Origin of the sequence: Marinobacterium sp. xm-m-312 (assembly GCF_013283295.1) — a bacterium.
Lineage (GTDB): Bacteria > Pseudomonadota > Gammaproteobacteria > Pseudomonadales > Balneatricaceae > Marinobacterium_E.
Genome location: NZ_WBYS01000002.1, coordinates 292,249 through 312,073, shown reverse-complemented (window position 1 = coordinate 312,073; position 19,825 = coordinate 292,249). Strand labels below are relative to the sequence as shown.

At 48.2% G+C, this 19,825-nt stretch carries 21 protein-coding genes and 1 pseudogene; 11 read left to right on the top strand and 11 right to left on the bottom strand.

All coding sequences use genetic code 11. The annotated features are described in order from the left end of the window. Window positions 1-131: 131 nt before the first annotated feature. Window positions 132-1,067 (top strand): annotated as a pseudogene (locus tag XMM312_RS04205) (FAD-dependent oxidoreductase); the annotation flags it as partial. Between the two features lie 105 nt (window positions 1,068-1,172). On the opposite strand, the gene eexR reads toward XMM312_RS04205, so the two are convergent. From eexR to XMM312_RS04170, 7 genes are read right to left on the bottom strand one after another with little or no spacing between them, the layout of a single operon-like run. Next, entirely contained in the window at window positions 1,173-1,604 is a 432-nt protein-coding gene (gene eexR, locus XMM312_RS04200) for an entry exclusion protein EexR (protein ID WP_040132805.1), read from the bottom strand. Between the two features lie 54 nt (window positions 1,605-1,658). Next, complete coding sequence (locus XMM312_RS04195) at window positions 1,659-2,192, bottom strand: FlhC family transcriptional regulator (protein ID WP_000566752.1); 534 nt, start codon at window positions 2,190-2,192, stop codon at window positions 1,659-1,661. Beyond that, window positions 2,189-2,488 (bottom strand): flagellar transcriptional regulator FlhD, encoded by a 300-nt coding sequence (locus XMM312_RS04190; RefSeq protein WP_000210563.1) that lies wholly within the window; start codon window positions 2,486-2,488, stop codon window positions 2,189-2,191. The genes XMM312_RS04195 and XMM312_RS04190 overlap by 4 nt, the downstream gene beginning before the upstream one ends. Continuing rightward, window positions 2,485-3,033, bottom strand: a complete 549-nt coding sequence (locus XMM312_RS04185; RefSeq protein ID WP_000848909.1) for a lytic transglycosylase domain-containing protein — start codon at window positions 3,031-3,033, stop codon at window positions 2,485-2,487. The genes XMM312_RS04190 and XMM312_RS04185 overlap by 4 nt, the downstream gene beginning before the upstream one ends. After that, window positions 3,020-3,682: a DUF6475 domain-containing protein gene (locus XMM312_RS04180; RefSeq protein ID WP_001158521.1), complete on the bottom strand. Its 663-nt coding sequence runs from the start codon at window positions 3,680-3,682 to the stop codon at window positions 3,020-3,022. The genes XMM312_RS04185 and XMM312_RS04180 overlap by 14 nt, the downstream gene beginning before the upstream one ends. After that, window positions 3,669-4,538 carry a hypothetical protein gene (locus tag XMM312_RS04175; RefSeq protein WP_040132807.1) on the bottom strand — a complete coding sequence of 290 codons (870 nt, stop codon included), beginning with the start codon at window positions 4,536-4,538 and terminating at the stop codon, window positions 3,669-3,671. The genes XMM312_RS04180 and XMM312_RS04175 overlap by 14 nt, the downstream gene beginning before the upstream one ends. Before the next feature lie 55 nt (window positions 4,539-4,593). Then, window positions 4,594-4,845, bottom strand: coding sequence for a helix-turn-helix domain-containing protein (locus tag XMM312_RS04170; protein WP_024015942.1), 252 nt, complete (start codon window positions 4,843-4,845; stop codon window positions 4,594-4,596). A gap of 117 nt (window positions 4,846-4,962) precedes the next feature. Between XMM312_RS04170 and XMM312_RS04165 the strand changes: the two genes are divergently transcribed. From XMM312_RS04165 to XMM312_RS04155, 3 genes are all read left to right on the top strand, one after another. After that, on the top strand, window positions 4,963-5,610 hold the full coding sequence (locus tag XMM312_RS04165) for a LexA family transcriptional regulator (RefSeq protein WP_173484526.1): 648 nt from the start codon (window positions 4,963-4,965) through the stop codon (window positions 5,608-5,610). A 256-nt stretch (window positions 5,611-5,866) separates the two neighbouring features. Continuing rightward, on the top strand, window positions 5,867-7,453 hold the full coding sequence (locus XMM312_RS04160) for a peptide chain release factor 3 (protein ID WP_173481463.1): 1,587 nt from the start codon (window positions 5,867-5,869) through the stop codon (window positions 7,451-7,453). A 1-nt stretch (window position 7,454) separates the two neighbouring features. Then, window positions 7,455-8,228, top strand: coding sequence for a TatD family hydrolase (locus XMM312_RS04155; RefSeq protein ID WP_173484527.1), 774 nt, complete (start codon window positions 7,455-7,457; stop codon window positions 8,226-8,228). Here the strand turns inward: XMM312_RS04155 and XMM312_RS04150 are convergent. Further along, window positions 8,225-10,072, bottom strand: coding sequence for a beta-ketoacyl synthase (locus tag XMM312_RS04150; protein ID WP_173483426.1), 1,848 nt, complete (start codon window positions 10,070-10,072; stop codon window positions 8,225-8,227). The two genes, XMM312_RS04155 and XMM312_RS04150, sit on opposite strands and share 4 nt — an antisense overlap. Window positions 10,073-10,250: 178 nt before the next feature. Between XMM312_RS04150 and XMM312_RS04145 the strand changes: the two genes are divergently transcribed. Beyond that, entirely contained in the window at window positions 10,251-10,904 is a 654-nt protein-coding gene (locus tag XMM312_RS04145; protein WP_173488752.1) for an OmpA family protein, read from the top strand. Between the two features lie 42 nt (window positions 10,905-10,946). On the opposite strand, the gene XMM312_RS04140 is transcribed toward XMM312_RS04145, so the two are convergent. The 3 genes from XMM312_RS04140 to map are packed head-to-tail and all read right to left on the bottom strand — an operon-like array spanning window position 10,947 to window position 14,728. Continuing rightward, window positions 10,947-11,243, bottom strand: a complete 297-nt coding sequence (locus XMM312_RS04140; RefSeq protein WP_173488751.1) for a DUF1244 domain-containing protein — start codon at window positions 11,241-11,243, stop codon at window positions 10,947-10,949. 9 nt (window positions 11,244-11,252) lie between these two features. After that, window positions 11,253-13,952: a [protein-PII] uridylyltransferase gene (locus XMM312_RS04135; protein ID WP_173481458.1), complete on the bottom strand. Its 2,700-nt coding sequence runs from the start codon at window positions 13,950-13,952 to the stop codon at window positions 11,253-11,255. Between the two features lie 5 nt (window positions 13,953-13,957). Continuing rightward, on the bottom strand, window positions 13,958-14,728 hold the full coding sequence (map, locus tag XMM312_RS04130; RefSeq protein ID WP_173481457.1) for a type I methionyl aminopeptidase: 771 nt from the start codon (window positions 14,726-14,728) through the stop codon (window positions 13,958-13,960). A gap of 387 nt (window positions 14,729-15,115) precedes the next feature. On the opposite strand from map, the gene rpsB reads away from it, so the two are divergent. From rpsB to XMM312_RS04100, 6 genes are all read left to right on the top strand, one after another. Beyond that, on the top strand, window positions 15,116-15,850 hold the full coding sequence (gene rpsB, locus XMM312_RS04125) for a 30S ribosomal protein S2 (RefSeq protein WP_173481456.1): 735 nt from the start codon (window positions 15,116-15,118) through the stop codon (window positions 15,848-15,850). Window positions 15,851-15,955: 105 nt separating this feature from the next. After that, on the top strand, window positions 15,956-16,816 hold the full coding sequence (gene tsf / locus XMM312_RS04120) for a translation elongation factor Ts (protein ID WP_173481455.1): 861 nt from the start codon (window positions 15,956-15,958) through the stop codon (window positions 16,814-16,816). Window positions 16,817-16,908: 92 nt separating this feature from the next. Further along, on the top strand, window positions 16,909-17,658 hold the full coding sequence (pyrH, locus tag XMM312_RS04115) for a UMP kinase (RefSeq protein WP_173481454.1): 750 nt from the start codon (window positions 16,909-16,911) through the stop codon (window positions 17,656-17,658). Next, complete coding sequence (gene frr, locus XMM312_RS04110) at window positions 17,658-18,215, top strand: ribosome recycling factor (protein ID WP_173481453.1); 558 nt, start codon at window positions 17,658-17,660, stop codon at window positions 18,213-18,215. The genes pyrH and frr overlap by 1 nt, the downstream gene beginning before the upstream one ends. 41 nt (window positions 18,216-18,256) lie before the next feature. After that, window positions 18,257-19,018 carry an isoprenyl transferase gene (locus tag XMM312_RS04105; protein WP_173481452.1) on the top strand — a complete coding sequence of 254 codons (762 nt, stop codon included), beginning with the start codon at window positions 18,257-18,259 and terminating at the stop codon, window positions 19,016-19,018. Continuing rightward, entirely contained in the window at window positions 19,011-19,817 is an 807-nt protein-coding gene (locus XMM312_RS04100; RefSeq protein ID WP_173488750.1) for a phosphatidate cytidylyltransferase, read from the top strand. Before XMM312_RS04105 ends, XMM312_RS04100 begins: the two co-directional genes overlap by 8 nt. Window positions 19,818-19,825 lie beyond the last annotated feature (8 nt).

Here is a 19,825-nt window from a genome sequence, read left to right as displayed (position 1 = left end):
TGGGCACACAGAGACCTCCGCTGCAGGTCCAGAGGGCCCCAAAACGAGACGTAATCGATTAAAACTGGAGTCTTGCGGTTAGCTCAGCCCGTTCGGCAACGTATAAGCCGGGTTTTTCGAGGTGCCCTGATGGTTTAACTGAAACACCTTATTGGACCTCTACCGAAGCGCTGTTTGCTCAGGAATTGCCGCAGCACCTGGTCGTGATTGGTTCGTCGGTTGTAGCGCTGGAAATTGCCCAGGCTTATCGCCGTTTAGGCAGTGAAGTCACCATATTAGCAAGACATACATTGCTTTATCGGGAAGATCCCTTGCTCGGTGAAAAACTCACCGGATGTTTTGAAAAAGAAGGCATTCGAGTATTAAACAGTACGCAAGCTACCAAGGTGACCCACGATGGAAGCCAATTTACATTGGAAACTAACGCGGGCGATCTACGCTGCGATCGTTTGCTGGTAAGCACCGGGCGACACGCCAATACTTGCCAACTCAATCTGGGCGCGGTGGGTGTTACGACCAACAAAAAGGGCGAAATCGTTGTTAACGAACGCATGGAAACGAATGTTCCCGGTATTTACGCCGCCGGAGACTGCTGCAACATGCCGCAATTCGTCTATGTCGCCGCGGCCGCCGGTAGCCGTTCCGGCATCAACATGACGGGCGGATACGCCAAACTGGATCTATCCACCATGCCAGCAGTGATTTTTACCGATCCCCAGGTGGCAACTGTTGGGCTCACGGAAGAGCAAGCCAACGCACAAGACATTGAAACCGACAGTCGTGTATTGGAGATGGAGAACGTGCCGCGCGCACTGGCGAATTTCGAGACCGATGGTTTTATCAAATTGGTGACGGAAAAAGCCACTGGCCGCCTGATCGGGGCGCAGATTCTGGCGCATGAAGGTGGAGAACTGATCCAGAGTGCGGCGCTGGCGATCCGCAACCGTATGACGGTGACGGAATTAGCCGACCAGCTTTTCCCTTACCTGACTATGGTGGAGGGTTTGAAGCTCTGCGCCCAAACCTTTAACAAGGATGTCAAAGAACTGTCCTGTTGTGCTGGGTAACGAACTTGAGTTGATCCGTATTCATTGATGGAAATGGCATTTTTCATTCGTAGTACGAAAGTGCCAATCAATTTTTTGAGTATAAGTAAAAAAGCAGTCAATTTACTATGACCTTGTTTTTTTAGGGAGGATAGATGAGCGACCATCTGCAAATTCGTTTACCCAGTACCAATATTTTTTTTCGCTCAGGCTTAGTTCTCGACCGGTATCTTTCAGTTGTCTTTGAAATAAATGGATTAGTCCGCTTAAGCCTAAGAAGGCTAAACCGACACATAAAATTGTCCAACTCGCTTGCCAATATGCGATTGCTACAAGCATAGTGATGATGGCTATAAGTCCGATGGGATTACAGGTCGCTTTGAATCCCAAGTAGCTGAAAAAAACGACGGTGCAAATCAGAAATGGCAAAGCCGCTAACTTGGCAGATGCCGTTAATATTTCTGAGGGAAAAAAATGAGCCGCAGCCAAAGTCGCCAGAAAAAGCCCCAGTGATATAAACCAGCAGCGTGCTGGTAAAGATTTAAGTAATTTTATCATCTTAGTACTCTCAAAGTGCACGGGCGGTGCACAATCAAATCATGCATCAGCATGTTAGTTCTCAAAAAGTGCTCTAGTGGTTTGCTCGGCCATAATCTCACACACAGGACATTTAAGCTGAATGCGCTGTTGAGATACCGTCAAATACAGACTGCCGCATCGACACCGGTGTAAGGATGCAAGCTGTGATCTTAAATCACGAGCTAGAACCCAACCTTCATTGATGGTCAGTTTTTTCCAGGGGATCTCAGCTGGAAGATCTGCCTCTTCTCTTGCAACCAAGTACGCATCGTAAGCCTTCATCAAAGCATCGATATTTAATTTCTTGTAGACATTATCACCACCAATATTGACATAAAGCGCCATCAGCAGGGAGCCTTCAACTAGGGCTCTTCTGCTTTTAACGATGGCATCAGATTCTGGCAATTGACCAGGACAAGGTGACTTGCCAGTCACTTCTTTGTGCAGCCTTCTGATAATGTGGATTGGCAAACCTGTATCGAGCGCGATAATGGTCGTTCGAAATCCGTACTTAATAAGCAGCGAGGCTCGGGTAAACAGCTCACTTTTGGACAGGTTATCAATCATGCATCCCCCTTGTTGTTTAGGGTTGATAATAAATAAGCGATTCTTGGGATACCTGTACCTTTGCTCTTCACCATCTCAATCAGTTGGCTTTGGTTACCCCTTGGTTGAAACAGCATGAATGATGAGGTCGCCACTCGTTGCAGGTCGTCAACACCGGCATTAATAAGTGCATCCACCACGTCGCGTGTAAGTCCAAAGCGCAAGACCGCCTCTTGCGGATCAATGCGCGCCAATTCACGTGCTGCGTGTAGGTACGCCAAATTTAATTGATAGAAGTCTTGTTGATTGGTTGTCATTGACGGACCTCCAGTTCATGTAAAATATTGCGATAGATAGAAAGCACTCTTTGCCCATACCAGCGTGCACGCTCTTCGTTCCAACTGTGATAGCGGCCTATGCCAAGCTCTAAATCGTTTGGTGAAGACTTGATTGCTTCGGCCAAAATACTGGAGCCGACAGTAAGGTTGGTGATGGGGTCTAGCAGTTCAGCTGCTGAGCTCACTCGATGCCCATGCCAATGCAAATTGATTTGCATAAGGCCAATATCGAGCTGGTATTTTTCACTCTCTTGAAGTGCCTGGTTTAACAGTTGCTCCGCTTCTGTCTTAGATTTGGCGTAGGTTGCGTTTGAACCATTGCGAATTGCGTATGGCCATGGACTGGTCATGTTAAGACCTCGATGTGAGGCTGACTCAGCCAAGGCAACGGCGTAGAGCATGACTGGATCAATACCAACACTTTGTGCTGCTTTTTCCCACTGATAGCCCGGAAACGCATAGACTGAAGTGCTTGCGGACATGGCTATCACTAGGGCAACGGTTTTTGCTTTAATCGTTTTCATTTTTGTCCTCTAATTGATTTCCGAGAAGCGCCTGAATGGCTTTCGGGCTTATTCTTTTCAAAGGCACTGCGCTAAAATTGGCGATGCCTCTCGTATAAACTTGTGCCGCTTTTGACCAGTCGCCTACGGCAACAGGCGCTTGCATATCAAATCCTTTTTGCTGGTTCTGATGGTCTGCAATACCCTGTAATAGCCTTGGGTATTCACCCACTTCGTCCCGTAGCAAGTAAGCCTGGTAGCGTGTTAAAAACTCTTTTTGCTTAAAGGGGTATTCCCTGTCATCAACCTTGCAGAGTTCAACCCATCCACCCATGTCTGAAATCACGCGGTGGATAAGCGCATCGTCAAACATCACGGATGTCCAAGCGCCAACCTGACGAACAGCCTTGTCAACTTTGTTCCAAGCAACCATGGCTCTTGAACCTGAGTTGCCGTCGATATGCTTGATGACGTCAGCGGGCTTTGGAAAAAATTGCCCAGTATCCGGTGATTGAATATGCCGAGTCAGACCGATTCGCACTTCTTCAATGCTATAAGCACGAAGGGCTTCAAATGCGATGGATAGCAATTGTGGTGATACGCTTTTGCCATACATGGCCCAAGCTGCTCCCCAAACTTCAGCAAACTCGCGTTTATCAACCTCCTGCACTTGAACGAACCTCCCGAATACCTGGTCCGGCCCAGCTTTCAGCAATGCGGCGATTGCTTTCTTCAATATTCAATTGGTGATTGCTGCCCTTTAGGCTCGTCGATGATTGCTGTACTTCATCAATGCGAACGTACTCGTCTTCCCATTGCCGGTTTAAAAGCCAGTTATGTGGCATAGGGGTCTTAGTCCGATCTTGATACTGTAATCGGTTGTCTCGTTGCTCTTTCCAGCGTGTTAGCACTTCCAAGGCGAGTTCATGGTCTTCATTGAGGCCCATGCGTAGCCATTCTTCTTTGGCTTTCGCTTTTTTTTCTTTGCGTATTTGTACATCCCAGAAGTCTTCAAACTGTATGTGGTCAACAGTTTTAACTGTTGGTTTATTGCTTCTCTCAGAGTCATCCGACCGTTGAGAGTCCCTTACCGGGTTGCCATCAGGCATAAACAATGATGAAAATTCTTCTGGTAGCCGAGCTTGAAAAGCGGCAAGAGATTTCAAAAGCGATGCCATACCAATGAAGTCGGCAGGTACATCTTTAAGCAACCGAAAGGCTGCCTTACCTTGGTTTGGGTTTTCGATTGGGTTGTGCTTCAGAAAGCTTCGAATCAAAGTCCAACCAGATCCCTCGCAACGAATCAGGAACTGATCTTGTTCTAACTCACTTAACGTCTTGGCAACCTGTTGCTCATCCCAGTTCAAGTCAGAAGCAACGTAACCAATCGGCAGTCGAAAGCAGCCAAGCAAATTACAATGTGGGCATGTAAGCAAATACAGTCCTAGCAACTTCGCTGAGTCACTCCAGGACAAAACATTTTGCTTTAGCCAAAAGCGGGTATAGACCTTGCCATAATCACGCATGGAGGAACTCGCTTTTGTGTTTACGTAAAATGCTGACCATTATTTGCCCTTAATCCTACTGGTTACTGGCTTTCAGCTCGCTTGGGCATTCGGGATAGATGTCCGGTCTTAACTGAGATCGGGTTACCTGTCCTTGCGTAGCTTGTTCGATGGGTAAAACGAATTCAGCGGGAACACGCCCTGATTTATTCAACCAAAACCAGACGTTTTGCTGTTTTGAGTTGATGGCTCTTGCTAATGCTGATTGCCCGCCGACCAAGTCAATGGCACGGCGGAGATGTTTTTGTGTCGTTTTGAACACTTCCATACCGTCTCCTGTTACAATAATAACTGTTACAAGATTGAATGTTACAGTTTAAACTGTAGATAAGTCAACAGTTAAAATTGTTGAAAGACTACAGTTTTATTTGTAGAATGCGGGCTTATGAAAACTTTATCCGAACGACTAAACCATGCCTTGCAGCTTACTGGGGTAACTCAGTCTGAGTTGGCTCGTCGCATTGGTATCAAACAGCAGTCGATCAGCCAGATTTGCTCTGGTAAATCGGCTAGGTCTCGTTACACCATGCAGATCGCGGAGGCGCTTCGCGTGAATGCTCATTGGCTCGCCACAGGTGATGGCGAGATTGGCTTGGGGGTCGGTAATGTAGAAGTCGGGCCTGATATTAAGGGAAGAATTCCTCTCATTAACTGGGTTCAGGCCGGTGATTGGACTGGAATAGCGGAGGGATTTGCCCATGAAGATGCTGAGGAGTGGCGTGAAGTCACTGGGAAAGCACATGAGGGTTGTTTCGCACTTCGCGTAAAAGGCGACAGTATGGAAAATCCAAGCGGAAAAAAATCCATACCTGAGGGGGCAGTGATCGTTGTTGATCCTGAGTTACCTTACTCTTCAGGTTCATTGGTTGTTGCGCGTTTGGATGATTCGAAAGAAGCAACCTTTAAGCAGTTGGTTATTGATGGTGAACAGAAGTATCTAAAACCTTTGAACCCGCAATACCCTGCAATACCGATCAACGGCAACTGCACCATCATCGGTGTAGTACGACAAGCTATCATCGATTTCTGGTAGCGAAGGAATTTGTGGTTTAGCCACAGTTGTTCATTAGCTGAAGAAGCAACGATTGCAAACAGCTACAACTGAGCATTGGCGCACGCTGAGAGTAAATGGTAACCGATTAGATAACCATTGATTGTTTATAAAGTCAAGATCAGCGAAAATAGCGGCCAATTACGATTAACACGACGGATTTGACAAGCGAAGAACTGAAAAGAGAGTACTTCCAAAAGTGTGTACAAATCCGTGTACAAACTAAAAGAATTTATACATGGCAAACCAAGATTTTCTCAATGAAATCAATAAGCGAAGGACCTTTGCTATCATCTCCCACCCTGATGCGGGTAAAACCACTATGACCGAAAAGCTATTGCTATTAGGTCAGTTGATTCAGGTTGCTGGTACCGTAAAAGGCCGAGGCAGTGATCGTCACGCGACCTCTGACTGGATGTCGATGGAGCAGGAGCGTGGCATCTCGATCACCTCGTCTGTGATGCAATTCCCATTCCGTGACCGTATCGTTAACCTACTGGATACACCGGGGCACGAGGACTTCTCGGAAGATACCTATCGCACATTGACCGCGGTGGATTCTGCTTTGATGGTGGTTGACGGCGCAAAGGGTGTCGAGGACCGTACCATTAAACTGATGGATGTCTGTCGTCTTCGCGATACTCCTATTTTCTCATTTGTGAATAAGTTAGACCGTGAGATACGTGACCCTATTGAGCTCTTGGATGAGATTGAATCGGTACTAAAAATTGAAGCCGCACCGATTAACTGGCCTATCGGTGCCGGTCAGCGTTTTAAAGGGGTCTACAATCTTTACACGGATCAAATTCACCTGTTCACCAAGGGGCAGGGGCATCTGCTTGCTGAACAGAATATCATTCAAGGCTTGGATAGCGACGAAGCTCGTGAGCTGTTGGGTGCCGATTATGAAGAGTTCTGTGACGAGATCGAACTGGTACAAGGGGCTACCCACCAGTGGGACAAGGAGTCCTACCTAGCGGGTACCATGACTCCGGTATTCTTTGGTACGGCATTAGGTAACTTTGGTGTTCGAGAGATGATGCATGATTTTGTTGATTGGGCTCCTGCCCCTTCTCATCGTGCAACAGAGACACGTGAGGTTCAGGCGGATGAAGATAAATTCACAGGCTTTGTCTTTAAGATCCAAGCGAATATGGATCCAAAGCACCGTGACCGGATTGCCTTCATGCGTATCTGTTCTGGCAAATACACTAAAGGGCTCAAGATGAAACATACGCGCATCGGCAAAGATGTTCGTATCGCAGACGCGGTTACCTTTGTTGCGGGTGATCGCGAGGCGGTGGAAGAGGCTTGGTCTGGTGACATCATCGGATTGCACAACCACGGTACCATTCAAATCGGCGACACCTTTACAGAAGGTGAAGAGCTTAAATTTACCGGCATTCCACACTTTGCTCCTGAACTGTTTAAGCGTGTGCGTCCTACTGATCCACTGAAGATGAAGCAGCTTCAGAAAGGGTTGCAGCAGCTGTCCGAAGAGGGTGCGGTGCAGTTGTTTATGCCACTTCGCAACAACGATCTGATTCTCGGCGCGGTCGGTCAGCTTCAGTTTGACGTGGTCATGTATCGCCTTAAAGATGAGTATAAAGTGGACTGTGTCTATGAGGCGATCAGTGTTGCGACGGCTCGTTGGGTTGAGTGTGCTGACGATAAGATGCTCAATGACTTCCGCAAAAAAGGGTATGACAACCTGGCCGAAGATGGTGCAGGTCTAATGACCTACTTGGCACCGACACGAGTGAACTTAAACCTCACCGAAGAGCGTTGGCCGGATATTCAGTTCCGCGCTACTCGCGAGCACTAACATGCTTTTTGATTCCCATTGCCATCTCGACTTTCCCGAGTTTGCAGTGGGAATCAGCTCTCATCTCGATCAAGCACAGGCAAAGGGTGTAACGGATATTCTGGTACCCGGAGTCACGGCTAGCGATTGGCCTAGAGTGATCCATACCTGTCAGCTTAACCATCCCATTCGGCGTCATCTGGCGCTTGGCTTGCACCCCTGTTTTCTAAAACAGCACGATATTGATCAAGATCTTTTGACCCTAGAGACGCTCCTTAAGCAGAGAGATGACGTTGTTGCGATTGGTGAGTGTGGATTAGACCTTTTTATTGAAGATCCACAATTAGATAGGCAGCAGAAACTCTTTGATGCTCAGTTAGAGTTAGCGGCTGCATTTGAATTGCCGGTTGTGCTTCATGTTCGCCGCTCCGTCGATCTGATTACGCAGCGCTTAAAACGCCACCGTTTACGTAGAGGTGGCGTTGCCCATGCATTCTCGGGTAGCCAGCAGCAAGCGGATAATCTTGTTGCCTTGGGATTTTTGATTGGTGTTGGTGGGGCAGTGACCTATGATCGAGCTAATCGACTCAGAAGGGTCGTCTGTTCACTGCCAGTGACAAGCTTGGCGCTTGAGACGGATGCGCCCGATATGCCGTTAAGCGGTCATCAGGGTAAGCCAAATCACCCGTATCGGGTTGCAGAAGTGGCTGATGCCGTCGCCGAGTTACGTGGTGAGTCTACTGAATCTATTGCTCAGCAAACTCATCACAATGTGACTGCTCTTTTGGGGCTTTAGGTTAGATCTTCGTAGGCGTTTGAAACGTCGAAGCTGACTGGCAAAGAACGACCTGGAACCTTAATTCCAGAATGAGTGATCTCTAAATCTTCACCAGCAAGCACCGCATAGTCATAACGGTAGGTCGGTCGAGTCGTGCCTTTGAGTGCGGCTTGGTTATACTCTTGAGCCTGAGCGACTGTCGCTTCTGAGCGTTTCTGCCACTCAAGCATCTCTGCAGCGCCATAACGTTTTTGAAGCAGGTTAATCGTCTCGGTCGGCGAGATGAGTACCGCAGTCGCGTTGTTGCCACCAAAGCCTTTAGAGTTGATCAACGCGTTAGAAATGAATTGATTACCCACTTCTTTATGCTGAAGAGGTAGCTCAAGATGGCTCTGATGAACGTCGCTAGCTACTGCCTGAGTAGTAACTATGCCGGGGATGACTCCCTGTTCCCAAACACCCAGTGTTGAAACCAGTTGGTCACCACCCGCAGTGCCCTGAGAGTGTCCGAGGTAAGTCTTAACCGCAGTGACCGTCCAATCATTGATGTTGAACGCTTTGCCGACCTCGTTTAATACATGTGATTCAGTCACTCGGTTCTGTGGTGTGCTGGTGCCATGCGCTTGAATCATTGAGTGCTGCTGTAGCGCTTCAGAACCGAGTAGCTTCTCAACCAAAGAGGCCGCTTTGCCCAGGGTTAAGTAGTTACCGACACCGGGTGCTGAGATCGATTTTTTATAACCGTCGGCATGAACATAGACATCAGGCACCGAAGCATAGATCTGAGCGCCGGTCTCGATCGCTAGGCGATCACTCATCAGAACAATAAATTGACTCGATTCACCAATGGTGAAACCGCAGTTGTCCCCAAATGGACGGCAGGCTGAACGGTGGTCTACATCAGCAAGTGAAGCGAGCTTATCCAGTGCCTGAAGCTGTTTGTCTTCAGCCAATGCGCCCATGGCGCGGAACCCTTCAATAACCTCTGGAGTGACCGGGGCGTCAGACCCGCCAACCAGAACAAACTCAGCCTTATTGGTGCGAATCGCTTCAACGGCATTACGCAGGTTGTACAGGAAAGTCGCACAGGCACCGAGCGCGCCGCCGGTCGTGCCAAGGTTGCCAAGCATGTAGGCGTTAACGAAATCAGCCGGCATTTGCGCATAACCCAACGGCATCTGCTTAGAGGTTGTGCGCTTACCAATCGCAGGGTATTTATTGAGACCGCCAAAGCCTAAGTCGTCGAGTTGGCCAATTGAGTTAGAGGCAAATACCGCAATTTGATCAGGAGCCAGAGTATCGAGCAGTTTATCGATATCCAGACCTGTGGAGGCCAGTGCATCAGAGGCTGCATAGATCGCCATTTGCAGTGCGCGCGGATGGTTGCGTGATTGGTATAGAGAACCCGGTTCAAACCCTTCAGGCAACATACCGGCGCTCTGAACAGGCAGTACGCGTGTATCGTTGAAGATTAGGTCGAGCGCACCGGTTAGGGTGACTTCGACCTGGCCTGCCTCTGTATCTGCCAATGTCCAGTTGTCGGGGATGTTGGTCGGAAGATCACGTTTGCGCAGAGTGAATTTAATGGATTCACCTGCCGGATGGATCTTTGATGCCTTGTTCATCAGGACACGATTTGCGTCAAAGAATGAAGTTGGAATTTTACGGATCAGGGTGGCATCAAGCAGTGCCTGTCGCTCATCTGCATGACTGTTGGTGAGAACGGCGAGATCCTGTAACACATCCTGCTGATCTTTATCAGACAAGGTGTCAAAGATGAGGCGTTTGTAGCCTTGGTTGAATGAGGAGCGACCGGCGGGGCTGATGCCACCAAAACCAACGATGACCGGTAAATGAGACACTGCCTTGCTCCCCATAAATGACACAAAAAATATCAGGAAATTGTAACTTGCAGGTCAGGTTCTGGCTAGACGCTGAGGCGGCAAATGTAAAAAAATGTTAACCCACATGCTCGGTTCGACTTTTGAGGCTACACTGAGCCTAGAAAAGGATGAATTTAAGAGATGTAGGAGGAATTTGATGAAAGGTTCAATACTCTCTATAGCGGTATGTTGTGCTCTGGTTGGGTGTCAAACCATCGATCCCTATACACAGCAAACTAAAACAGCCAATGCGACCAGCGGTGCAGGTATTGGCGCAGCAGCGGGTGCTGTGCTGGGTGCCATTGTATCTAAAGGTAATCGTGCCGAGGGTGCACTGATTGGTGCAGCCCTAGGTGGTGCTGTCGGTTCGGGTGTCGGTTACTACATGGATCAGCAAGAGATGCTGCTTCGTCAAGAGCTTGAAGGAACGGGTGTCCGCGTCGAACGAGTGGGTGATGAAATTCGCCTGGTCATGCCGAGTAATATCACCTTTGCTGTGAACAGTGAGCGTTTTGATAACGCCTTTTATCCGGTTTTGGATTCAGTCGCTAAAGTGTTGGCGAAGTTTGAAAAGACCAGCATTAATGTGGATGGTTACACCGACTCGACTGGGTCATTTGAATACAACCAGATGCTCTCTGAAAGACGTGCAGCTGCTGTGTCGAACTATTTAAGACAGGTGGGTGTGGATGCTCTTCGTATCGCGACTCGCGGTTTTGGTGAGCGCTATCCGCTGGCTTCTAATGAGACAGAAGAGGGGCGTGCACAGAATCGCCGAGTAGAGATCTGGATTCGTGGTACGGAAATGTAAAAAAGAAGGTGGTGCTCGGTAGAGCACCTGGATATAAAAAGATTACTTAGCGCCGGTGACTTCGTTGAACTTGTTCAACTGATCTGCGCTAGCCTCTTTTTGGTACTTCACTTTCCAATCAGCATAGGGTTCGCCGTAGACAAGCTCTCGCGCTTGCTCATAATCAACGCTCTCGCCGCGCTCTTCAGCCGCTGCAACATACCACTTCGAGAGACAGTTTCGGCAGAAAGAGGCTAGGTTCATCAGGTCGATGTTCTGAACCTCTTTGTGGCTGTCTAAATGCTCCACTAGACGGCGAAATACCGCCGCTTCGATTTCTGTTTTAGTCTGTTGTTCCATCTCGGTTCCTTACTGCATATGCTGATCAAGCTCTTTACAGATCTCACTGGTGAGTTGCTCACAGATTTCTGGATCAGTAATCGGCTGATTGTTGGCATTGGTTAAATAGAAAAAATCCTCAACGCGCTCGGCGATGTTGGCGATCTTGGCGTTGTGAACATTGATCTCAAACTGCGCAAAGATACGTCCGATTCGAGAGAGTAGACCAGGGCGGTCCGCTGTGAATACCTCAAGTACGGTCTGTTTCAGATTGGGATCGGTGTGTACTGAAGCACTGGTTTTGATCGGAAACAGTTTAAGCTGCCTCGGTACTCTTCGATGAATGATGTCAGGGAAGTCTGCGGGATCATCCAGTTCATCGACCAACTGCTGTTGAATCTCTTTTTGGTAGTCTGGATTGTCATTCAATGGCTGATTGTTCTCATCCAGCACCATGTAGATGCTGAGCGTGTAGCCGTTATTGGTTGCCATGATGCGGGCATCTTGAACACTGAGATTTTGCTGGTCTAATGAGGCAACCGTTGCGGCGAAGAGGTTGGTCGTATCTTCAGTAAAGATGAAAATCTCCGTCGCACCCTCATGAGAGCGATAGCTGTGTTGGTGCAGCGTCACAACCGGCAATGGCTGGTTGCCATGTTCAAGTATGGCCTGTGTGTGCCGGGCAACGGCTTGACTGTCGATGCGTAAAAAGTAGTCATCCCCAAAGTGTTGCCACAGATTTTTAACGCGCTCCTCTTTGGCTCCCAATCGCTTAAGGGATTGCAGTGCTTCAAACTGAGTCTGTTCAATCAACTCCTCTTTACCCAGAGGGTTCTCTAGTCCGCGTCGAAGAGCACGCCTGGTTTCGGCATAGAGTTGACGAAGCAGGGTTGCCCGCCAGCTGTTCCAAAGTTCATTATTGGTCGCATTGATGTCAGCGACGGTCATCACATAGAGATAGTCCAGGTGTGTCACATCGCCCACGATGCTAGCAAATTCATGAATGACTTCAGGGTCTGAAAGGTCGCGTCGTTGTGCCGTCATCGACATGATCAGGTGTTTATCCACTAGCCAGGCGACCAGTGCGCTGTCCCATTTTCCTAGGTGGTGTCGTTTACAGAACTCCAGTGCATCGACTGCGCCGAGTTCTGAGTGATCACCTCCGCGACCTTTGGCGATGTCGTGGTAGAGGCCGGCCGCGTAAAGTAGCTCAATTTTCGGTAGATTGTTCACTACGCGATGAGCCACAGGGAAGGTTTCACGAAACTCTGTGTGCCGGAACTGACGCATCATCTGAATCACTTTGAGCGTGTGTGCATCAACCGTGTAGATATGGAAAAGATCGTGTTGCATCTGGCCAACAATATTACCGAACTCAGGTAGATAGAGGCCTAAAATGCCGTAACGATTCATTCGCTTCAACTCTGTTGAGACACGTTCAGGTGAGCGCAGTAGCTCCATAAAGAGGCTGGTATTTCGTAGGTCAGACCTGAAATCATCATCGATCAGGTGTTTGTGATCTCGAAGTAATCGAATCGTCGAGGCACGAACACCTTTAATTTCAGGATTCTGTGCCATCAGAACAAACAACTCCATGATGGCAAAAGGGTTCTGCTCAAATACCTTGTTGTGTGCGACGGCCAGAAAATTGTCGCGAACGATAAAGCGTGAGTTTAGCTTCTGTATCTGTTGCTCTACATCGGCTCTAAGAATAACTTCGTCAAAGTATTGCAGTAGCATGCCGTTGAATTCTGACATCGCTTTAACAACACGGTAGTAGCGGCTCATGAACTGTTCAACCGCTAACGAACCTTTGTCATCCGAGTATCCAAAGTACTCAGCCAGAGTGCGCTGGTGATCAAACAGCAGTCTATCTTCACGGCGCTTTGAGTGCATATGCAGGGCATAACGAACTGTCCAGAGGTAGAGTTCACCTTTGTTGAGTGTTTCAAGCTCTGACTCCGTTAAAAAGCCGTGATTGACTAAGTCTCTAATATAGGTGGCACCAAAGTGTCTCTTGGCAACCCAGCCGATGGTTTGAAGATCGCGCAGTCCACCTGGGGAGTTTTTGATGTTTGGTTCAAGATTGTATTCGGTGTTGTTGGTGCCTTGATGCCGTGCTGTCTGCTCCTTCATTTTCGCTTTGAAAAATTCAGAGTCTGTCCAGGCGTCATCCTGAGTGACGCGCTCAAACATTTTTAGTTGCAGGGATGGGTCCCCTGTCAGCGGGCGTGACTCGATCAAGTTGGTGGCGATGGTAATGTCATTACGGCACTCTTGATAGCACTCTTCAATGGTGCGCACACTAGAGCCAATATCCAGGTTGATATCCCAAAGAAGTGTCAAAAAGCCGCTAATGGTCTCCTCGAAACTTTCAGCCTCAACACCATCGATCAAAATCAGAATGTCGACATCGGAGTGGGGGTGTAGCTCCCCTCGGCCATAGCCCCCGACTGCGATCAGCGAGACTTTGGATTCGTCTGGCCAATCGAAATGTTGCCAGGCAACTCGTAAGATTTGGTCAATCACCCAGGCACGACCGTAGATCAACTTGCGAATATCCTCTTTCGCTTTGAAGCTCTCATGCATCGTTTCCGTAGCATGTCTAACTGCGCTTTTCAGGGCAGTGGTCAAGTTGCCATCATTGATCTCTTGTTCGAGCCGTTTGATATCTAAAAACTTCTCGATGCCATTGATGGGGACGGGTGTCAGCTTGATAGCTTGGCTCATCAAATTTAGCCTTTCTCTTCACTACGCAGGGTGAGAATTTCATGGCCATCAGCCGTCACTAAAATCGTGTGTTCATACTGAGCAGAGAGACGACGGTCTGCTGTCTCTACAGTCCAGCCGTCACGCTTGTTTAACTTAACCTGGCGTTTGCCGGCGTTAATCATCGGTTCGATGGTTAGGCACATACCCTCTTCAAGGGTTTCACCAGTTCCTGCTTTGCCGTAGTGGAGGACTTGAGGCTCTTCGTGGAACTCTGCACCGATGCCGTGGCCGCAATACTCGCGAACCACCGAGTAGTGGTTTGCTTCGGCATGTTTCTGAATCACAGCGCCGATATCACCGAGTTTCACACCCGGTTTGACCAGCTCAATACCCATGTTCATACACTCTTGAGTGATCTCGCAGAGGCGTTTTGCATGTGGTGCAACATCACCTACAAAGAACATTTTGCTGGTGTCGCCATGGTACCCATCTTTGATCACGGTAATGTCGATGTTGACAATGTCGCCGTTCTTTAAGGCTTTGTCATTGGGGATGCCGTGACAAACGATTGAATTGACTGATGTACAGATGGATTTAGGAAAACCGTGGTAGTTCAAAGGTGCTGGAATCGCTTGCTGCACATCAATAATGTAGTTGTGACAAATTTGGTCAATCTCATTGGTTGTGATGCCAGGCTTTACATGCTCTTCGATCATCTCAAGAACCTCGGCGGCTAAGCGTCCAGCCACTCGCATCTTTTCGATTTCGTCAGCGGTTTTGATCTTGATGGTCATCGGTGAATCCTTTTTAAATCGGTGATTTGCGCTTCGGAAAATTGAAGGCGTTTTTGATACTGCTTATTGTACAGGAGGTAGTGTTTTGGTCTACCGGAGTTTGCTATGTAATTTTGAAAGCGGATGTCAGGCTGAAAGCCAGACGCCCTAGATCTTTAAGTGGTTTTTAATTGGGTGTCTGGCCTTCAGCCTGACATCCGCTTTAAAAGGTAGGTAGGGAGTAAAATTACTTCTCAAACGTTAGTCTTTATGGTATAAACTGCGCTCCCAAAAATCGTGCTTCGGCACTAAAACTAAAACACACACACTTCGTCACGTTTGTCTGGGTGCCCTAAGGGGTTGATAAATGGGGGGTGTGGAGGTTTAAACCCATAGAGGAAATACCAAATGGCACAAGTAAATATGCGCGATCTGCTTAAAGCAGGTGTTCACTTCGGTCACCAGACTCGTTACTGGAACCCAAAAATGTCGAAGTTCATCTTCGGTGCGCGTAACAAAATTCATATCATCAACCTTGAGCACACTCTGCCAGCTATGAACAACGCACTAGACGTTGTTAAAAACATGGCTTCTAACAAAAACAAAATTCTTTTTGTTGGTACTAAACGTGCAGCAGCTAAGGTTGTTAAAGAAGAAGCATCACGTGCGGGCATGCCTTACGTAAACCACCGTTGGTTGGGTGGCATGCTAACTAACTACAAGACAATCCGTCAGTCGATCCGTCGTCTACGTGATCTTGAAGCTCAAGCACAAGATGGTACTTTCGAGAAATTGACTAAGAAAGAAGCGCTAATGCGTAGCCGTGAAATGGCTAAGCTTGAGCTATCTATCGGCGGTATCAAGGATATGGGCGGTCTTCCAGATGCTCTATTCGTTATCGACGTAGATCACGAGCGCATCGCAATCAACGAAGCTAACAAGCTTGGTATCCCTGTCATCGGTGTTGTTGATACTAACAGCAACCCAGACGGTGTTGACTACGTTATCCCAGGTAACGATGACGCACTACGTGCCATTCAGATCTACGCTCAGTCTGTTGCAGACGCGTGCCTAGAAGGTTCTGATGCAACGGGTGGCGCTGCAAGCGAATTCGTTGAAGTTGAAGAGCAAGCGGCTGAGTAATTCAGTCTTAGGTTTGTAACCTTTAACTTACATACTTTCAAAAGGGGGAGCCAGGCTCCCCTTTTTTAGATTTACCTAACTAATTTCTTAAATGAGGATTGCAAAATGGCAAATATCTCTGCGGCAATGGTAAAAGAGCTGCGTGATCGTACTGGCCTAGGCATGATGGAGTGTAAAAAAGCACTTGCTGAGTCTGGTGGTGATGTTGATAAGGCGATTGAAGATCTACGTAAGTCTTCAGGTCTAAAAGCTGCTAAAAAAGCTGGCCGTACTGCTGCTGACGGTGTTGTTGTGGTTCGTGTTGCTGACGACAACAGCTACGGTGTAATCGTTGAAGTTAACTCTGAAACAGACTTTGTTGCTCGTGACGAAGGTTTCCTTGGTTTTGTTAGCCAGGTAGCTGACAAAGCGTTTGCTGATAAGCAGACAGATGTTGCAGCTCTAATGGCTGGTGACCTTGAGTCGGCTCGTGAAGCGCTAGTTCAAAAGATTGGCGAGAACATTACTGTTCGTCGTATCGCTCTTGTTGAAGGTGCAGTCGTTGCTGGATACGTACACAGCAACAACCGTATCGCTTGTCTTGTCTCTCTTGCAGGTGGTGACACTGAAGTGGCTCGTGACGTTGCTATGCACGTTTCTGCAGCTAACCCTCGTGTGTGTAAGCCTGAAGATATGCCACAGGAAGAGCTTGATCGCGAGAAAGAGATCATCATGGCTCAGCCTGACATGGAAGGTAAGCCACAAGAGATCAAAGAGAAAATGGCAATCGGCCGTGTTAAGAAGTTCCTTTCTGAAAACAGCCTTGTTGAACAGGCGTTCGTTAAGAACCCAGAGACAACTGTCGGCAAACTTATCAAAGATGCTGGTACTGACATCAACGGTTTCACCCGCCTAGAAGTTGGTGAAGGCATTGAAGTTGAGAAGAAAGACTTCGCTCAAGAGGTAGCAGAGCAGCTGCAAGGCTAATTCTGTACTAAACTAGCCCTGCCGACTTGCGGGGCTAGTTGTTTTCGATATACCTTTATCACACTTCTTTTAATCGCCTGCCGGGGGTGCCCATGCCTGTAAACAAGCCTAACTCCAAATATAAGCGAATTCTTCTGAAATTAAGCGGTGAAGCTTTAATGGGAGAAGAGAACTTTGGTATCGATCCAAAAGTTCTTCATCGAATGGCTCTGGAGATCGGTCAGTTAGTGGGTATCGGCGTTCAGGTCGGTCTAGTGATTGGTGGTGGTAACCTGTTTCGCGGCGCTGCGCTAAGTGAAGCAGGATTGGATCGAGTGACTGGCGACCATATGGGTATGCTAGCCACTGTGATGAACGCACTTGCAATGCGTGATGCACTCGAACGCTGTAATATTGCGACGCGAGTGATGTCGGCAATTCCGATGAGCGGCGTTGTGGATCACTATGATCGTCGAAATGCGATGCGTTACCTGTCACAAGGTGATGTGGTGATCTTCTCTGCTGGTACCGGTAACCCTTTCTTTACAACCGACTCTGCTGCCTGTCTGCGCGGCATTGAGATCGAAGCCGATGTGGTACTTAAGGCAACTAAGGTTGACGGCGTCTACACTGCGGATCCTATGAAAGATCCAACGGCTGAGCGCTACGACCGTCTAAGTTTTGATGAGGTGCTTGAGCGTCAGCTGGGTGTGATGGATATGACAGCAATCTGTCTGACCCGTGACCACGATATGCCCGTGCGCGTTTTCAATATGAACAAGCATGGTGCTCTTGTTAACCTAGTTGTAGGTGGCGACGAGGGTACATTGATCGATAGCGGCAGCGCTAACGGAGATAAATAATGATTACTGAGATTGTTCAAGACGCTGATCAGCGTATGTCAAAAAGCGTTGATTCTCTTGTAGAGCAGTTTAAAAAAATTCGAACAGGTCGTGCGACCCCTGCCATTCTTGATTCTGTGATGGTCCACTACTACGGTTCTGATATGCCGATTCAGCAGGTTGCTAACGTGACGGTTGAAGATGCGCGTACACTGTCGATCATCCCATGGGAAAAGAACATGGTTCCTGAGATCGAAAAAGCGATCATGAAATCAGATCTTGGTCTTAACCCAGCGACAGCCGGTGATGTTATTCGCGTGCCAATGCCAGCGCTGACCGAGGAGACTCGTAAGGGCTATATTCGTCAGGCACGTGGCGAAGCTGAGAATGCTCGAGTGGCTGTGCGCAATGTGCGTCGTGATGCTAACGGTGATATTAAAGATCTTTTGAAAGAGAAAGAGATAACAGAGGACGATGCGCGTCGTGGCGAAGATCAGGTTCAAAAAGAGACTGATAAGCACGTTGCTGAGATCGACAAGCTGTTGGCTCAAAAAGAGAAGGATTTGATGGAGATTTAATCCATCAAATTCGCGCACAGCGCATTAGGATACGACCTTTAATGGCCGATAATAACGATAACACCGTCAATACACGTCCTGCTCCACGCCATATTGCCGTCATTATGGATGGCAATAACCGTTGGGCCAAAGAGCGTCGCTTGCCGTCTCTCGCCGGTCATAAAGCGGGCGTCGATAGTGTCCGTGATGTCATTCAAGGCTGTATGGAGTCAGGGGTTGAATCTCTGACTCTTTTTGCCTTCAGTTCTGAGAACTGGCGCCGTCCTGAAAAAGAGGTCCGTGGTCTGATGGATCTCTTCAAGTTTGCCCTCGATCGTGAGGTTAAAAAACTCGTCAAAAATAATATTCGTCTTCGTGTCATTGGTGATAAGTCTGGTTTTTCCGAATCACTACAGCAGCGCATCGAAAAAGGCGAACAAGCGACTGCCCACTGTACTGCGCTTAATCTGAATATTGCAGCTAACTACGGTGGTCAGTGGGATATTGCTCATGCGGTTCAGCAGATTGCTGAGCAGGTCAAGCAGGGCGAGTTAGAACCTACCGATATCAATGCAGATCTTATTTCAAAGCATGTCTCACTGGCCGATCAGCCTCTGCCAGATCTCTGCATCAGAACGGCCGGTGAACAGCGAATCTCTAACTTTTTAATCTGGCAATTCGCTTACACAGAGTTCTACTACAGCGATCTCTACTGGCCAGACTTTAACCGCGAAGAGCTTCTCAAAGCGGTTGATAACTTCCAAACGCGTGAGCGTCGATTTGGCCGAACCAGTGAGCAACTGGAGGCCGAAAGTCATGTTTAAACAGCGCGTCATTACCGCTTCAATTTTGGCGCCATTGGCGCTAGGTTCGGTTTTCCTTCTACCTTTGTCTGGGTTTGCTATCGTTATGGCGCTTGTGATGATGATTGGGGCCTGGGAGTGGGGTAATTTCGCGCTCTATTCACGTCGCATGCGAGCGCTCTTTGTGGCGTTAGTGGGAGTGGTAATCGCAGCGATCTACCCATTTGTTACTGCTTTGACGCTCCCTATATTAGTTGTCGCAGCGCTATTTTGGGTGTTTGCGATTACTCGGGTGGTTCGCTACCCAAAGACCCTAGGTATCGATGGGGCTGTGACTAAGTTGATTACCGGTCTGTTGGTGCTAGTCCCTGCTTGGGTGGCGATGGTGGGTCTGAAAACCCATGAGAGCGCGCATCTATTACTACTGCTGCTGTTTTTGTTGGTTTGGGGTGCTGATATAGGCGCCTACTTTGCCGGTAAGCGCTTTGGTCGAGTTAAGCTTTTACCTAAAGTTAGTCCTGGCAAAACGCGTGAAGGGGTTTATGGTGGTTTGTTAGCAGCCATGATGATCGCTCTTGGATTCTCGATTGTCTTAGGTCTCTCTTCTACTTCTATTATTCTGCTGATGGCGCTCTCTGCTTTGGTGGTGGTTGTCTCTGTATTTGGCGATCTGTTTGAGAGCATGTTTAAGCGTGAACGTGGTATCAAAGACAGTGGTGTGATCCTGCCAGGTCATGGTGGCGTACTGGATCGTGTCGACAGTCTTACGGCTGCTGCACCGCTGTTTTTGTTAGGAATTCAACTGCTTCCGATTCTTTAAGGGTAAGT

Excerpts from the sequence above, each read along its gene's own strand:
- XMM312_RS04155 (WP_173484527.1), top strand. The coding sequence starts at position 7,455 with ATGCTTTTTGATTCCCATTGCCATCTCGACTTTCCCGAGTTTGCAGTG.
- XMM312_RS04145 (WP_173488752.1), top strand. The coding sequence starts at position 10,251 with ATGAAAGGTTCAATACTCTCTATAGCGGTATGTTGTGCTCTGGTTGGG.
- XMM312_RS04140 (WP_173488751.1), bottom strand. The coding sequence starts at position 11,243 with ATGGAACAACAGACTAAAACAGAAATCGAAGCGGCGGTATTTCGCCGT.
- XMM312_RS04160 (WP_173481463.1), top strand. The coding sequence starts at position 5,867 with ATGGCAAACCAAGATTTTCTCAATGAAATCAATAAGCGAAGGACCTTT.
- XMM312_RS04105 (WP_173481452.1), top strand. The coding sequence starts at position 18,257 with ATGGCCGATAATAACGATAACACCGTCAATACACGTCCTGCTCCACGC.
- frr (WP_173481453.1), top strand. The coding sequence starts at position 17,658 with ATGATTACTGAGATTGTTCAAGACGCTGATCAGCGTATGTCAAAAAGC.
- XMM312_RS04195 (WP_000566752.1), bottom strand. The coding sequence starts at position 2,192 with ATGATTGATAACCTGTCCAAAAGTGAGCTGTTTACCCGAGCCTCGCTG.
- map (WP_173481457.1), bottom strand. The coding sequence starts at position 14,728 with ATGACCATCAAGATCAAAACCGCTGACGAAATCGAAAAGATGCGAGTG.
- XMM312_RS04135 (WP_173481458.1), bottom strand. The coding sequence starts at position 13,952 with ATGAGCCAAGCTATCAAGCTGACACCCGTCCCCATCAATGGCATCGAG.
- XMM312_RS04100 (WP_173488750.1), top strand. The coding sequence starts at position 19,011 with ATGTTTAAACAGCGCGTCATTACCGCTTCAATTTTGGCGCCATTGGCG.
- XMM312_RS04190 (WP_000210563.1), bottom strand. The coding sequence starts at position 2,488 with ATGACAACCAATCAACAAGACTTCTATCAATTAAATTTGGCGTACCTA.
- tsf (WP_173481455.1), top strand. The coding sequence starts at position 15,956 with ATGGCAAATATCTCTGCGGCAATGGTAAAAGAGCTGCGTGATCGTACT.
- rpsB (WP_173481456.1), top strand. The coding sequence starts at position 15,116 with ATGGCACAAGTAAATATGCGCGATCTGCTTAAAGCAGGTGTTCACTTC.
- eexR (WP_040132805.1), bottom strand. The coding sequence starts at position 1,604 with ATGATAAAATTACTTAAATCTTTACCAGCACGCTGCTGGTTTATATCA.
- XMM312_RS04175 (WP_040132807.1), bottom strand. The coding sequence starts at position 4,538 with ATGCGTGATTATGGCAAGGTCTATACCCGCTTTTGGCTAAAGCAAAAT.
- XMM312_RS04165 (WP_173484526.1), top strand. The coding sequence starts at position 4,963 with ATGAAAACTTTATCCGAACGACTAAACCATGCCTTGCAGCTTACTGGG.
- pyrH (WP_173481454.1), top strand. The coding sequence starts at position 16,909 with ATGCCTGTAAACAAGCCTAACTCCAAATATAAGCGAATTCTTCTGAAA.
- XMM312_RS04170 (WP_024015942.1), bottom strand. The coding sequence starts at position 4,845 with ATGGAAGTGTTCAAAACGACACAAAAACATCTCCGCCGTGCCATTGAC.
- XMM312_RS04185 (WP_000848909.1), bottom strand. The coding sequence starts at position 3,033 with ATGAAAACGATTAAAGCAAAAACCGTTGCCCTAGTGATAGCCATGTCC.